Origin of the sequence: Devosia nitrariae, from assembly GCF_030160115.1 — a bacterium.
In the GTDB taxonomy this organism is placed as follows: Bacteria; Pseudomonadota; Alphaproteobacteria; order Rhizobiales; family Devosiaceae; genus Devosia; species Devosia nitrariae.
This window is the reverse complement of record NZ_BSNS01000017.1, coordinates 1-13,243: the sequence shown is the minus strand read 5'-3', so window position 1 is coordinate 13,243 and position 13,243 is coordinate 1. Positions and strand designations below refer to the sequence as shown.

General features: G+C 64.3%; 15 protein-coding genes. 9 read left to right on the top strand and 6 right to left on the bottom strand.

The features are described from left to right. Window positions 1-303 (top strand): IS30 family transposase (locus tag QQK18_RS16800; protein WP_284341520.1); only part of this gene is annotated, 303 nt, incomplete at its 5' end. A gap of 164 nt (window positions 304-467) precedes the next feature. Then, window positions 468-1,592 carry an epoxide hydrolase family protein gene (locus QQK18_RS16795; protein ID WP_284341519.1) on the top strand — a complete coding sequence of 375 codons (1,125 nt, stop codon included), beginning with the start codon at window positions 468-470 and terminating at the stop codon, window positions 1,590-1,592. A 74-nt stretch (window positions 1,593-1,666) separates the two neighbouring features. On the opposite strand, the gene QQK18_RS16790 is transcribed toward QQK18_RS16795, so the two are convergent. The 3 genes from QQK18_RS16790 to QQK18_RS16780 form a co-directional block, all read right to left on the bottom strand. Beyond that, the gene (locus QQK18_RS16790) at window positions 1,667-2,173 is read right to left on the bottom strand and encodes a DUF4396 domain-containing protein (protein ID WP_284341518.1); all 507 of its coding nucleotides are present in this window, start codon (window positions 2,171-2,173) and stop codon (window positions 1,667-1,669) included. A gap of 89 nt (window positions 2,174-2,262) precedes the next feature. Next, window positions 2,263-2,961, bottom strand: coding sequence for an aspartate/glutamate racemase family protein (locus QQK18_RS16785; protein WP_284341517.1), 699 nt, complete (start codon window positions 2,959-2,961; stop codon window positions 2,263-2,265). Window positions 2,962-3,007: 46 nt separating this feature from the next. Then, window positions 3,008-3,421, bottom strand: a complete 414-nt coding sequence (locus tag QQK18_RS16780; RefSeq protein ID WP_284341516.1) for a VOC family protein — start codon at window positions 3,419-3,421, stop codon at window positions 3,008-3,010. An 87-nt stretch (window positions 3,422-3,508) separates the two neighbouring features. Between QQK18_RS16780 and nadE the strand changes: the two genes are divergently transcribed. Next, window positions 3,509-4,324 (top strand): NAD(+) synthase, encoded by an 816-nt coding sequence (gene nadE, locus QQK18_RS16775; protein ID WP_284341515.1) that lies wholly within the window; start codon window positions 3,509-3,511, stop codon window positions 4,322-4,324. A gap of 184 nt (window positions 4,325-4,508) precedes the next feature. On the opposite strand, the gene QQK18_RS16770 is transcribed toward nadE, so the two are convergent. Then, entirely contained in the window at window positions 4,509-5,651 is a 1,143-nt protein-coding gene (locus tag QQK18_RS16770) for a T6SS phospholipase effector Tle1-like catalytic domain-containing protein (protein ID WP_284341514.1), read from the bottom strand. Window positions 5,652-5,866: 215 nt separating this feature from the next. On the opposite strand from QQK18_RS16770, the gene QQK18_RS16765 reads away from it, so the two are divergent. Continuing rightward, window positions 5,867-6,367 (top strand): DUF1353 domain-containing protein, encoded by a 501-nt coding sequence (locus QQK18_RS16765; protein WP_284341513.1) that lies wholly within the window; start codon window positions 5,867-5,869, stop codon window positions 6,365-6,367. 199 nt (window positions 6,368-6,566) lie between these two features. Here QQK18_RS16765 and QQK18_RS16760 read toward each other — a convergent pair whose 3' ends face one another. Next, window positions 6,567-7,547, bottom strand: coding sequence for an SDR family oxidoreductase (locus QQK18_RS16760; protein WP_284341512.1), 981 nt, complete (start codon window positions 7,545-7,547; stop codon window positions 6,567-6,569). Window positions 7,548-7,701: 154 nt separating this feature from the next. Here QQK18_RS16760 and QQK18_RS16755 point away from each other — a divergent pair, with 154 nt between their 5' ends. The 5 genes from QQK18_RS16755 to QQK18_RS16735 all read left to right on the top strand — a co-directional run bounded on the left by QQK18_RS16755 (window position 7,702) and on the right by QQK18_RS16735 (window position 12,876). Next, the gene (locus QQK18_RS16755) at window positions 7,702-9,930 is read left to right on the top strand and encodes a PBP1A family penicillin-binding protein (RefSeq protein WP_379995951.1); all 2,229 of its coding nucleotides are present in this window, start codon (window positions 7,702-7,704) and stop codon (window positions 9,928-9,930) included. Between the two features lie 282 nt (window positions 9,931-10,212). After that, window positions 10,213-10,974, top strand: coding sequence for a DUF899 domain-containing protein (locus tag QQK18_RS16750; protein ID WP_284341510.1), 762 nt, complete (start codon window positions 10,213-10,215; stop codon window positions 10,972-10,974). Window positions 10,975-11,010: 36 nt separating this feature from the next. Then, window positions 11,011-11,796 (top strand): DUF2182 domain-containing protein, encoded by a 786-nt coding sequence (locus QQK18_RS16745; RefSeq protein WP_284341509.1) that lies wholly within the window; start codon window positions 11,011-11,013, stop codon window positions 11,794-11,796. 313 nt (window positions 11,797-12,109) lie between these two features. Continuing rightward, on the top strand, window positions 12,110-12,514 hold the full coding sequence (locus QQK18_RS16740; protein ID WP_284341508.1) for a RidA family protein: 405 nt from the start codon (window positions 12,110-12,112) through the stop codon (window positions 12,512-12,514). Window positions 12,515-12,549: 35 nt separating this feature from the next. Beyond that, window positions 12,550-12,876 (top strand): hypothetical protein, encoded by a 327-nt coding sequence (locus QQK18_RS16735; RefSeq protein ID WP_284341507.1) that lies wholly within the window; start codon window positions 12,550-12,552, stop codon window positions 12,874-12,876. 122 nt (window positions 12,877-12,998) lie between these two features. On the opposite strand, the gene QQK18_RS16730 is transcribed toward QQK18_RS16735, so the two are convergent. Then, window positions 12,999-13,243: transposase (locus QQK18_RS16730; RefSeq protein WP_284341506.1), on the bottom strand; the 245-nt coding region annotated here is incomplete at its 5' end.

Below are 13,243 nucleotides of genomic sequence, written 5' to 3'. Positions count from 1 at the left end.
CGCCGCTCGATGACCTTCGACAACGGCACCGAGTTCGCCCTGCACTACAAGCTCACCTGCAGGCTGGCCCTGGGCACCTTCTTCTGCGATCCCCACGCCCCTTGGCAGAAGGGTGGCATCGAGAACGCCATCGGACGCATGCGCCGCACGCTCAAGCGCAAGACCGACTTGGCCACTCTCTCATCCGAACAGCTCCAGGCCCTCGTCCAGGCCTACAACAATACCCCGAGAAAATGCCTGGACTTCCAAACCCCAAACGAGGTCTTCTCTGCCATCCGCAACCGTGTTGCACTTCAAACGTGACTCCACACCCCGACCTGCGTCGGGGTGACATCGGGGGTGGTGAGGTATTGGCGGCAAAGCCGAAGCCGCCTCCCGCACCCCCAAATCTGTCGGAAATCTTCAATCCCGCTGACCGCCCGCTGGCTAGAAAGGATGCACTTTCAACCCCAGCGAGAACGCGGAAAATGACCGACATCACCCCCTTCACCATCGCCATCCCCGAAGAAAAACTCACCGACCTCACCCAGAGGCTGGCCAATACTCTGCTGGCCAATGAGGTGCCCGGTGCCGGCTGGAGCTATGGCCCGACCGGCGAGTTCGTCACCGGCATGATCGCGCGCCTTCAGAACGGCTTCGACTGGCGCGCAGAGGAAGCGGCGATCAACCGCCACCCGCAGTTCTTGACGGAAATCGACGGACAGACCATCCATTTCCTCCATGTGCGGTCCGGCGCGCCCGACGCCATGCCGCTGCTGCTGCTCCACGGCTGGCCCGGCTCGTTCGTCGAGTTCCTCGATGCGATCGCACCGCTCTCGGCCGCCGGCTTCGACCTCGTCATCCCCTCGCTGCCGGGCTTCGGCTTTTCCGGCCCGACGCGCGAGGCGGGCTGGAACGACGGCCGCATCGCCGCGGCGCTCCTCGAGCTGATGTCGCGGCTCGGCTACCAGCGCTTCGGCGTGCAGGGCGGGGATGCGGGCGCGGTCATTGCGCCGGCCATTGCCCGGGCGGCTCCGGAGCGGGTCATCGGCGTCCACGTCAACGCCGCCACCATGGGCTTCATTCCCATGGGCCCGATCGAGCCGGAGGTGATCGCCACCTTCAGCGATGCGGAAAAGACCCGCCTGCAGCGCCTGCAGCAGTTCATGGCCGAGCGCTTCGGGTTCAATGCCCTGCAATCGAGCCGCCCGCAGGCGCTGGCCTACGCCATCACCGACTCGCCGGCCGGCCTCATCGCCTGGCTGGGCGACATGTTCGCCGGCTTCGGCGACAGCCCCAATGCGGTCGACAAGGACAAGTTCCTGACCAATGTGCTGGTCTACTGGTTCACCGGCACCGCCGCCTCGTCGATCCGGCTCTACTACGAGAACGCGCACGACCCCGAGGCGTGGTCGCCCAAGCCCAATTCCGGCGTGCCGACGGGCGTTGCCGTCTTTGCCCGCGACGAGGTCGCCATCCGGCGCTTTGCCGAAGCCGGCAACACCATCACGCGCTGGAACGAGCTCGACAGCGGCGGGCACTTTGCCGCCATGGAGGTGCCCGAGGTGTGGGCGCAAGAGGTTGCGAGCTTCTTCGCCGGCCTCACGCGCTGAACCCTGAGACGTCGCAGACTGGAGCGCATGGCCGGCGGCATCGGATCATGCGCTCCGACTTTTTTGAGACTGCCTCAGTGATGGCCATGATGGGCATGCACCACCGCATGCCCGCGCCCGCGCTTGATCAGCCAGCGGTTGACCGGATAGGCGGCGGCGCCGGCAACGATCAGGGCGAAGGCCAGGCTGCCCCAGAAGAGGAAGCTCGTCAGCCCGGCATGCATGGCGCCGGGGATGATCAGCATCACCGCGTTATCGACGATCTCCATGATGGTGATGGAAATGGTGTCGGCGGCCAGCGCCAGCCCGATCGCCTGGCGCAGGGCCATGCCGGAGCGCAGCAGCGGCAGCATGGTCAGCGAATAGCCGAAGATGAAGGCGAGGACGACAGCCAGCGCAATCGTCTCGAAATTGCCCCAGCCAAGCGCCGTGCCGATGACCATGCCCAACACCTCGCCGATGGCACAGCCGGTCAGACAGTGGAGCGTTGCGCTGAAGGCGAGGCGGTTGAGGGATTGGAGTGGCGCGGCGGCGGGACCGGCGTGGTGGTGATGATGGTGGTCGTGGGATTCGGAAGTCATTGAGGGACGCCCTTCTGATGGTCCGGTGGCACCGTAATCCTTCCCGTGATTGGAAGGTCAAGCGGGTCCTTCACAGGTCGGCAGAGGTCTTATGCTTCAATCGCAAAGTCGAGCGCAGCTTCGACGTGGATACGAACCGTATCGTAGAACGGTACCTCAAATCGCTCCGGCAGTGAGAGCAGGGTCAGCTCTGTACAGCCGAGGATCACGCCCTCGGCCTTGTGCCTTTTGATCAACTTCTTCGTGATCTCCGCAAACCTCTCCTTATCGGCTGGCGCCACGATATTGCGTACGAGTCGTTGGTAGATGGCCTCATCCATATATGCGCGCTCGTCAGCATCGGGGATTACGACATCGAGTCCCGCCGCCCGCAGAATATCCGTATAGAAGTGACCTTCGAGCGTCGTCGCCGTGGCGAGCAGGACGACTTTGCGCTGCCCGGACTCGACCACAGCCCGTGCCGTGGCTTTGGCGAGGTGGATGAGGGGGATGGAGACGGCGTCCTCTACCCATGGTGCGTTCTTGTGCGAGGTGTTGGAGGCGATGAGGATGCACTCGGCGCCGGCTCGCTGCAGCCGTTGCGCCTCCGCGGCAAAGAACGCGCCTTCGCCTTCGTCGTCCCCCCTCGCGCGGAACGCCGCGATGTCCTTGCCGTCGAGCGCGTTGATCAGCACGCGCGCGCCCTGGGAGGTGCCGCCCGTGCGCTGCTGCACACCTTGCGTAAGCCACTCGTAATATTTGACCGTCGACGGCGGCCCCAGCCCGCCGAGCATGCCGATGATCTTCATTTGCCCTCTCCCCGCGCACCCGTGGGGCAGCCCTTAAACGCTGGCGCTATTTCGGCCAATAGACGTACTCGAGTTTGAGGCCGTCGGGATCGGCAAAGAACACGGCATAGTAGCCGACACCATATTGCGGATAGTCGGCCGGCGGGTCGAGGACGTCGGCGTCGATGTCGAGGAGCAGGCGGTGGAAGGCGTCGACGTCGCTGCGGCTTTCCGCGGTGAAGGCCAGGTGGTGGAGGCCCGGTGAATAGCGGTCGTGCCGGCGGGTTCGTCCTTGGCCTTGCGCCCGCATGATGCCGACGGAGGTGTAGAGGCCGTCGGGGGCTTCGCGGTCGAAATCGTAGCCGCGCTCGTGCGCGGACACGCGCCGGTAGCCCATGTAGCCGAGGACGGCTTCATAGAAGGCGAGGGAGCGGTCCGGGTCGAGGACGGTCAGATCGATGTGGTTGATGAGGCCTCGCATAAGCTTCCTCATTGCGCAGGCGTGGTGCCGGTTGTTTAGATTGAAGCTACTCCTCCTCGCCGGTGCTTACAGCAGAAAGTCAAACCCATGAACCAGACCGACATCATCGCCGATCTCGGGGTCGCCGCCACCTTCGATGCCCCTGCCGAAGCCGAGCGGCGCATCGGCTTTCTCAAGGAGTATCTGCGGAACTCCGGGCTCAAGGCCTATGTGCTGGGGATCAGCGGCGGCATCGACTCGACGACGGCCGCCCTGCTGGCACAGGCGGCCGTGCGTGAGCTTCGGGACGAGGGCTATGCGGCCGAGTTCATTGCCGTGCGGCTTCCCTACCGGGTGCAAGCGGACGAGCACGACGCCCAGGCGGCGTTGGCGGCAATCGCGCCCGACAAGAACCTGACAGTTAATATCCACGATCCGGTGGACGCGATGATGCGGCAGGTGGAGGAAGCGGGGGTGAGTTTCGCGAGCCCGGCGCTGCGGGACTTTCACCTCGGCAACATCAAGGCGCGCCAGCGCATGGTCGCCCAGTATGCGGTCGCCGGCAACGCCAACGGCATCGTCATCGGCACCGATCATGCCGCAGAGGCGGTGATGGGGTTCTTCACCAAGTTCGGGGACGGTGCGGCAGACATCCTGCCGCTGGCCGGCCTCACCAAGCGGCGTGTGCGGGCGCTGGCGCGGCATATGGGGGCTCCGGAGGCACTGATCACCAAGGTTCCGACCGCCGATCTCGAGGATCACGCGCCGCAACGGGCCGACGAGGAAGTCTATGGTGTGACCTACGACCAGATCGACGACTTCCTCGAGGGCAAGCAGATCGACCCGACGGCCGAGGAGATCATCATCGGCGCCTACCGCAGGACGGTCCACAAGAGGTCGCAGCCTGTCGCCGCTCTTGGGTGATCGGACCCTTCGGAGCTGAAGTCCGCTTGGGCGGAAGCGGAAGGCCCCCTCACCCGCCGGCTTCGCCGTCGACCTCCCCCCAGGGAGAGGTGAAGAGGGCACTGCGCGCGTCACCGCGTCACCTCTCCCTTTGGGGGAGAGGTCGGCCCGCAGGGCCGGGTGAGGGGGCCTTGCGCGGTGCGGACTACTTGTCCGGGAACAACCGATCGAGAAGCTTCCCGATGGCAGGCGGCCGATATTTCTTCCACCCTCCAGCATCGTCAGCGTGCCTGAGCCTCGCGAGCGCAGTCTGCGAGAGCAAGCTCTCATCCTCCGGGCCGGTGCGGCTGGCTCGGCGCATGATGAGATCGAGAAAGCCCGGCCCCGCCAAGACATTGCTCAGAGGCGCCTTGAAGTCGACGTTGCGCGCGATGTTGTCCATGGCGGCCGTGTCGAGGCCAAGGCCAGCCTTTGCCGCACCCTCCATGACCCAGAGGAGTGCCGCGTCGGAGAGGCCCCTGATGTCGCCGCCTCCGCCGACCGATCCGTGGTTGCCGGGGAACCAGAGTTCGGCGTAAGCGCCCGGCCGTTCCTTTTGCAGGTCGGCAAGGTTCTCCCAGGTGGAGGGCGCGTAGCTCAGCCTCGTTTCATCGAGCGCCACGGCGTGACGGGCGGAGGCGATGATGCTCGAGAGCTGGAGGTTGTGGAACTCGTATTTGCTGGCCGTGCGGGCGATCTGCTCGACGATCAGATGCTTGGGGATGCCGAGGGCTCCGACTGTGTCCCAAACGCCGAGATAGGTGATGGTGAAGTTCGGAAGGTCCTCGTAAAGGTTCTCATAGCCGTTGGCGCGGCGCCACTCGCGATCCTCGTCCTTCATGATCGTTTCCGGCGAGTTCTCGGCGCGGAACCGCTGTGCATCGTCCCTGTCGGGATGCGAGGCGTCGCCGCGGCGCCGATAGAGCTCGAAGGCGCCCTCGATCTCACCGATCCTGTCGCGGTTGACGATGCCGCATTTGCGGATCAATCCGGCCAGCGAGCGGGCGGTGAAGGCGCCGCGCGAGAAGCCGAAAATGTAGATCTCGTCGCCCGTCTCATAGTTGAACACCAGGAAGCGATAGGCGTCGGCGATGTTGTCGAAGAGCCCGAGGCCGAACGCCCCGGCAAGGTAGGTCTCGAGCTTCTGGTTGATGAGCCAGGACGTGCCGACGCCCTGCCGGTAGTAGGTGAGCTGCTGAACCTCGTCATCGGCCACCGGAAGCAGCAGCTGGGCGCCGAGCACGACATTGGTCGGCGACTTCGAGATGCGGTTCCACGTTCCGTCGCAAAAGATCGCTATGCGCTTCATGGGCGGCCCCTCCCCAGGAGCAGGGCGAAGAGAGACAGCCGATCAGCCGCGCATGCCCCGTCGATCTCCTGATGCCGAAACGCGTGACGGTGCTCTCCCCAAGCGGCGACATGCTAAGCTCTTTCCCGTCTGGATAGAAACGGAACGCGAGCACTAGGTTATCGAATCGTCTCGTTCTGAATCCACGACACGGCTGCGGGATCGGGAGGGGTGACATGGAGGAGTATGTCGACAGGTTCAGCGGGAAACTCGTCCTCGTTCTGCTCGACAACAATAAGGTGCCGTCCCTCAAGGGCGGCAGAAGCCTTTGGGGTTTGCAGCGCCCGCTGACCTATACGGAAGGGGATGAAGGGGAAACGATCACCGTTCCGGCAGGGTTCGTCACCGACCTCGCATCCGTGCCCAGATGGGCCTGGACGCTGGTCCCGCCAGACGGACCCTGGGTGAAGGCGGCCATCATCCATGACTATCTCTATTCCACGGGCGGCACCGGCATCTGGAAAAAGCACCCCGCATCCATCAGTCGATCTACGCCCTATAGCCGGCTCGAGGCGGACAGGATCATGAAGGAGGCGATGGAGAACCGCGGCGTTCCGGGCTTCTTCGCCAACCTGATCTATCTCGCCGTCCGGTTGGGCGGGGGACCCGACTGGGACGAGAACCGCGACGCAATTGCCACGCAGGAGGTGCAGCGGTACGTGACGGAGAAGGGGTGAACAGGTGGACGCAAGAGCCAACCAAGGACGGTGCGAGACGCACCACCCCCTCCCGTCCTCCCCCATCGAGGGGGAGGTGCTGCACTGTGCTTGTGGCACCTATATGTCAACCGCTCGGAGTTCCACCTCCCCCTTGATGGGGGAGGACGGGGGTGACACCCAGGAGCCAGGGAGGGCACTCACATAGGCGCGAACCGCCCTAGCCGAGCGCCGCTTGCTCCCGGCATATCCGATCGACCAGGGCGTCGAGATCGCCCTTCGGCGGATGGTTGGCAGCCAGACGCTGCTTGAGGTGCATGATCGGCTCGGCGAGGATCTCCTCGAGATCTTCGGCGCAGGTGAAGTCGCCTGCCACGCTCTTGACCTTGGAATTGTCGAAGATCGCCGTCCAGGACTTGTCGCCCAGCAACGGGCCCACCCAATCCTGGTTGTAGCGGATGAGAGTGTCCGTCGGGACGTGCACGATTTTGGCTTCGACGCCGAGCAACCTGGCGATCGCTTTCTGGATATCATCCCAGATATGGGCGCGGTCGCTGGTGATATGGAAGATATCGTTCAGCGCGCGCGGCTTGCCGAAGAGGCCGACGAACGGCACGGCGAAATCGACCGATCGCGTCAGGGTCCAGGGCGTGTGGCCATCGCCGGCGACGATCGTCGGCTCCCCATCGAGCATCCGTCTCGCCATGATGTCGCTGTCGCCCATCATGATGGGCAGGCCCGTGCGAACCGTGTGACTGGGGCGTACGATCGTCCAGGATAGGTTCTCACTGTTCTTCAGCAGCTCTTCGCAGGCGATCTTGTTCTGGCTATAGGGCCAGTACGGATTGATCGCCGGGGTTTCCTCGGTGATCACGTAGTGACGCGCCGGCTTTTCATAGACGGAGGCGGACGAGATGAAGATGTACTGGCCGCAATGGCCGGCAAACACCTCGATATCGCGCGCCACCTGATCGGGCGTGAAGGCGATGAACTGGCAGACGACATCATAGTTGGCCTTGGCCAGGTCCGCATATTCGGGCGCCGCGAGTTCGCCGGTAATAGAGGTGACGCCGGCCGGCAGGTCGGTGATCCTCTTGCCGCGATTGTAGACGCTGACGTCATGGCCCTCGGCAATGGCGCGCTTGATGCATGGATAGGAGATCTGGCCGGTGCCGCCGACGAAAAGGATACGCAGAGCCATCTGATAGACCTTGGTTTTTGAGAAGCGGAGGTGGGGAGGCAATTGTGGAGCGGGCCGGGGAGAATGTCGAGGCGGGCGCGCATCGTACGCCGCGATTGAACCGGATCGCTCCTCCGTCAGTTGTCGAGGGAGCGTCAACAACTCCACCATATCCATGCCCAGGCGATGGCCCCAACCCTTAACAGACTCCCAGCCGACCGGATCGCCACCGGACGCGGCCGCCGAGCCGCAGGCGCCGTCAAGCCGAGGCCGGCCGGACGATGAGGTGGTGAATACGGGGGCGGCGCTTGCCCTGTTGCTGAGGGCGGTGGGCCGGGACCTCGCCCGCTTCGGCAGATGGAGCCTCTCCCTTCTGCGAGCCAGGCGGCGGGACGGCTCCCCTGCCACAACCGAGCAAACCCCGACCGGCGTTGACGTGGATCTGCCGCCTCAGGGCGAGACCCTGCCAGCATCCTCCCGGACCCCGCGCCGCCGCAGGGTCGGGCGCCGGATCGCGATCGTTGCCGGCACTCTTGCCGTGGGCCTGATCGCTGCAACCATCGGGCTCATGGTCTGGGCACTCCACGACGTGCCGCTCGAAAGGATCGCCTCGGGCCGGGTCGACAACCAGGCCATTTCCCTGGTCGCTGCCGGCGGGGAGCCGCTGATCCAGCGCGGACCCTACCGCGAGGCGTCGGCAACGCTCGACCAGTTCCCCGAAAGTCTCGTGCAGGCGGTCCTCGCCATCGAAGACCGCCGCTTCTACGACCATTGGGGCATGGACCTGTGGGGGATCGGGCGGGCGCTCACCCGCAATTTCGTTGCCGGTGAGATCCGCGAGGGCGGCAGCACCATCACCCAGCAATTGCTCAAGATCCTCTATCTCGAGCCGGACCGTGCGCTGCGCCGCAAGGTGCAGGAGCTCTTCCTGTCGCTCTGGCTGGAGAGCCGGCTGAGCAAGGACGAGATCCTCACCCTCTATCTCAACAACGTCTATCTCGGCGCGGGGGCGACCGGTATGCCGGCCGCTGCGAGGGTCTATTTCGATAAGGCCGTCAATGAGCTGACGGTCGCGGAAAGCGCGCTGCTTGCCGGCCTCATTGCTTCCCCCTCGGCCCTCAATCCGCTGGAGAATCTTGAAGGGGCGAGGGAACGTGCGGCAGCGGTGCTCAGGGCCATGCAGTCGGCGGGCTTTCTCGACGATGCAGCCGCCGCCGAGGCGCAGCTCAATTCGGCACAGCTGCAGCCGCGGCGTCCGGAATTCGGCACCGGCACCTGGTTTGCCGATTGGGCGATGCAGGACGCACAGGAAATGTCGGGACAGTTCCTCGGCAACGTCAAGGTGACCACGACCCTCGTGCCGGCCTTGCAGACGATCGCCGAGCAATCGGTGCGGACCGTCATGGAAGAGCAGGGCGCGGGGTCCGGTGCCGGGCAGGCCGCCATGGTGGTGCTGGGGCCCGACGGTGCGGTGCTGGCGATGGTCGGCGGGCTCGACTATGGCGAGAGCCAGTTCAACCGCGCTCTGGCGCTGCGGCAACCGGGCTCGACATTCAAGCTCTTCACCTATTACGCGGCCTTGAAGCTCGGAGCGGCGCCGGACACAAGGCTGGAGGATCGCCCCATCGAGATCGACGGGTGGACCCCCGAGAATTTCGATGGCGAATACTCGGGGCGGGTCAGCCTTGCCGAAGCGTTCGCGCGCTCGCTCAACGTCGCCTCGGTTTATCTCGGCATGGAAGTGGGGTTGCCCAACATCGTGGCCGCAGCACGCGAGCTCGGCATCGACGCGTCGCTGCGCGAGACACCGAGCCTGATCCTCGGGGCGTCGGAAGTATCGCTGCTGGACCTCACCGGCGCCTACGCGTCGATCCGGGCTGGCATGGCGCCGATCGAGCCCTATGGCATCGCGACGTTCGAGGCGGCCAATGGCCGCCCCTTCACCATCGGGCCGCGAGTCGAGCCATCGCAATCGCTCGATGCCGTGCACGGCACCATGGTCGGGCTGCTGCAGCTGGTCGTCGAACGCGGCACCGGGCAGGCGGCGATGATCGACCGCATCGCGGCGGGCAAGACAGGCACCAGCCAGGACTACCGCGACGCCTGGTTCGTCGGGTTCGACGAGAACTATACGGTGGGCGTGTGGGTCGGCAACGACGACAGCTCACCCATGGATGGTGTCACCGGCGGCCGGTTGCCGGCCATGATGTGGCAGCGCTTCATGACCGATGCCGTGCCGCCGCAAGGGTCTGCGGCGGAGGCCCCGTTCGGCGCGGAAAACCAGCCGGCCAGCGCCCCGCTGCAGTGCAACATCCAGGCCTGCTCGCGGGCCTACCGCTCGTTCCGCGCGTCCGATTGCACGTTCCAGCCCTATTCCGGTCCGCGACGCATCTGCGAGAAATGAGGGGAGGCCAAAGCGCTGGCAAAATTGGTCGTCGCCATTGAGTAGTGTCATTTTGGCAAGGCTTGCAACAGCAGTGCTGCCTGCTGCGCCATTCATTCCGCGCCGCGCGAGGCGACCTGGTTCAGTGCGCAGCAGCAATGACCAGCGAGTCTCCGAATCCCGCCACACTTGTAACTCCCACCGTTGATACCACGGTCCTATCGTATCTCGCGTCTTCGATCAGCACGCCGTGTCACGGACGGCAGGCAAGGGCACCCAAAGGCACCCAAAGGAGAGACAGTGATGACGACACACATGACCGGCACACGTGAAGAGTGGCTTGCAGCCCGACTTGAATTGCTCAAGGCGGAAAAGGAGCTGACGCACCGCAGCGACGCGCTGGCGCGGCAGCGGCAGGAGCTGCCGTGGGTGCAGATTGAAAAGGAGTATCGGCTCGAGACCGAGGAGGGAAGCGCCTCGCTAGCGGGCCTCTTCCGAGGACGCTCGCAGCTTCTGGTCTATCACTTCATGTTCGGGCCGGACTACAAGGTCGGGTGTCCGGCCTGTTCGGCGATCGCCGACGGCTTCAATGGCTTCGCCGTCCATTTGGCCAACCACGACGTCATGCTTTGGGCGGTGTCGCGGGCGCCGCTCACCAAGCTGCAGGCCTTCAAGCGGCGGATGGGGTGGACATTTCCATGGGCATCCTCGGACGACGGCGATTTCAACTACGATTTCAACGCCTCGATCACCGAGGAGGAACAGCGCAAAGGAGACGTCGAATACAATTATCGGCGTGAGCCAGCGTTGCGCGAGAGTTCGCAAATTGCCGACGAGGCTCCCATCGCGGCCATGACCGGCGTCGATCCGGTCACCTACGTGCGAGAGAGGCCAGGCATGAGCGCTTTCGTTCGCGAGGGCGGCGTCGTCTACCACACCTATTCCACCTACGCGCGCGGCCTGGACGGCCTCTGGGGCATGTACCAGTGGCTCGACCGAGCACCATTGGGGCGTAACGAGACCGGCCTCTGGTTCCGACACCACGACGACTACGACAAGCGCTGAGCAGGTCCTGGATTTCGCCGGGAAAGGAGGACGGGGATGGTTTCCGAGTCAACGTCAGAGCGGTCCTTCTTCGCCGTTTCGGCGCTCCTCTTTGCTGCGTGCGCGGCAGTGACGATTGTCTGGAGCACGTCCATGTCGGCAATGCGCGAGATGGAGATGCCCGGCGGCTGGACGATGTCAATGATGTGGATGCGGATGCCCGGCCAGACCTGGCTGGGCGCCGCAGCCTCGTTCCTCGGCATGTGGATCGTAATGATGGTGGCGATGATGCTGCCGTCCCTCGTGCCAATGCTGCGACGCTACCGCCAAGCTGTCGCCAGGACGGGCGAAACCCGCCTCGGTTGGCTGACCGCACTGGTGGGCGTCGGATACTTCTTCGTCTGGACCGTATTCGGAATGGCCGCTTTTCCGCTGGGCGCCGCGCTGGCGGCGGTCGAGATGCAGCAGCCGGCGTTGGCGCACGCCGTACCGATGGCGGTCGGTGTGGTCGTGTTGATCGCCGGCGCGCTCCAGTTTACCTCCTGGAAGGCGCATCATCTTGCCTGCTGTCGGGCAGTGCCCGGACGCGGCCATCCGCTGCCGGCGGACATCGGCACAGCCTTGCGACACGGCGTGCGCCTCGGCCTTCACTGCAGCCAGTGCTGTGCCAATCTGATGGCGGTCCTTCTGGTCATCGGCATCATGGACTTGCGCGCGATGGCGGTCGTCGCAGCAGCCATCGCCATTGAACGTCTCGCAGGTGAGCGCGTCGCCCGAGGTGTCGGGGTCGTCGTCGTCGCGGCGGGGGTGATCTTGATTGCGCGAGCGGCGAGCCTCGGATGAGGCATCCTGCATGGCGTGAACTTCGCCCGCCTTGCGCGAACAGGTTGCTGACACGTTCTGGCAGGAGGCCCGTTGTAATCTCCGGTCATCACCATGCGAGCTTTCCCGTTCCGACAACCAGAACGGCGGCTCCAAGTCTTGAACTGTCGCGTTTTCGAACCGCAAAGGTGGTGTCACTTTTGCTGAAACACTCGAGGAGGACAACGTGACCCGAATGATGATGCAACGGCGGACTTTCGTTACGTCCGCAGCGGCGACTTTGGCCGCCCCGTCCCTTGCCTTTGCGCAGGCACAACAGTCAGAGGAGAGCCAGATGACCGCGACGACGCTTGAGCACATCAACCCGCAAGGCATGCACAGGAGCCCGGTGTTCTCGCAAGGGATCATCGTGCCGGCCGGCATGCGCACCCTGATCATCGGCGGCCAGAACGGCGTCGATGAAACCGGCAAGGTGGTCAGCAACGATCTCGCCGGCCAGACCGCCAAGGCGGTCGACAACCTCATTCGCGTGCTGGAGACCGCCGGCGGCACACTCGACGACCTGGTCCGCGTCGGCCTCTACATCAAGGGCGAGGGCGACATCACGCCGGGTTTCAACGAGTGGATGAAGCGCGCCGGCGGAATCAAGAACCCGCCCACGGTCAGTGGTATCCGCGTGCTGGGGCATGCCAATCCCGACTTCCTCATCGAAATCGAGGCGACGGCCGTGCTCAAATGAGCGGGAACGCGCGGACAGGATCGAGGAGAGGGCAGATGATCTTCAGGAAATGGTCGGCCCGCATCCGCACGGAAGAGGCGGATGAATATGTCGGCTATATCGAGGAAACGGGCGCCGCGCATTACGCAGAAACGAAGGGCAATCTTGGTTACCAGATCCTGCTGCGCGATCTCGGCGATGGCAGCAGCGAGATTTCGACCATCAGCTGGTGGACGGACCTCGATGCCGTGCGCCGTTTCGCCGGCGATGACTACCAGGTCGCGCGCTACTATCCCGAGGACGACCAGTACCTGCTCGAGCGTCCGGAATTCGTCGAGCACCACGAGGTGCGAGGCTCGGATCTGGCGCGGTTCGGCGGCTAGAGCGTTTTCAGCACAAGTGGGCACCACTTTTGCGGTTCGAAAGCGCGACAAATCAATGACTTAGAGCTCCCGTTCCGATTCAATCGGAACGGGAAAAGCTCTAGGTTGTAGTGACAATTTAGCTATTTGAGCCACAGCATGATGCTTGCGAGCTTGATGAAGCCGAGGAAATTGGCTGCCAGCTTGTCGTAGCGGGTGGCGACGCGCCGCCATTGCTTGAGTTTGGCAAAGAAACCTTCGATCCCCCAGCGCTGTCGGTAGACGAACTTGTCGTAGCTATGCTGGTACTTGCGGTGGCGGCGCGGTGGAATGACCGGCTCGCCGCCCTCATTGAGAATGACGTCGTGCAGGCTGTCGGCATCGTAGG

Excerpts from the sequence above, each read along its gene's own strand:
- QQK18_RS16795 (WP_284341519.1), top strand. The coding sequence starts at position 468 with ATGACCGACATCACCCCCTTCACCATCGCCATCCCCGAAGAAAAACTC.
- QQK18_RS16790 (WP_284341518.1), bottom strand. The coding sequence starts at position 2,173 with ATGACTTCCGAATCCCACGACCACCATCATCACCACCACGCCGGTCCC.
- QQK18_RS16785 (WP_284341517.1), bottom strand. The coding sequence starts at position 2,961 with ATGAAGATCATCGGCATGCTCGGCGGGCTGGGGCCGCCGTCGACGGTC.
- QQK18_RS16780 (WP_284341516.1), bottom strand. The coding sequence starts at position 3,421 with ATGCGAGGCCTCATCAACCACATCGATCTGACCGTCCTCGACCCGGAC.
- nadE (WP_284341515.1), top strand. The coding sequence starts at position 3,509 with ATGAACCAGACCGACATCATCGCCGATCTCGGGGTCGCCGCCACCTTC.
- QQK18_RS16770 (WP_284341514.1), bottom strand. The coding sequence starts at position 5,651 with ATGAAGCGCATAGCGATCTTTTGCGACGGAACGTGGAACCGCATCTCG.
- QQK18_RS16765 (WP_284341513.1), top strand. The coding sequence starts at position 5,867 with ATGGAGGAGTATGTCGACAGGTTCAGCGGGAAACTCGTCCTCGTTCTG.
- QQK18_RS16760 (WP_284341512.1), bottom strand. The coding sequence starts at position 7,547 with ATGGCTCTGCGTATCCTTTTCGTCGGCGGCACCGGCCAGATCTCCTAT.
- QQK18_RS16755 (WP_379995951.1), top strand. The coding sequence starts at position 7,702 with ATGCCCAGGCGATGGCCCCAACCCTTAACAGACTCCCAGCCGACCGGA.
- QQK18_RS16750 (WP_284341510.1), top strand. The coding sequence starts at position 10,213 with ATGACGACACACATGACCGGCACACGTGAAGAGTGGCTTGCAGCCCGA.
- QQK18_RS16745 (WP_284341509.1), top strand. The coding sequence starts at position 11,011 with ATGGTTTCCGAGTCAACGTCAGAGCGGTCCTTCTTCGCCGTTTCGGCG.
- QQK18_RS16740 (WP_284341508.1), top strand. The coding sequence starts at position 12,110 with ATGACCGCGACGACGCTTGAGCACATCAACCCGCAAGGCATGCACAGG.
- QQK18_RS16735 (WP_284341507.1), top strand. The coding sequence starts at position 12,550 with ATGATCTTCAGGAAATGGTCGGCCCGCATCCGCACGGAAGAGGCGGAT.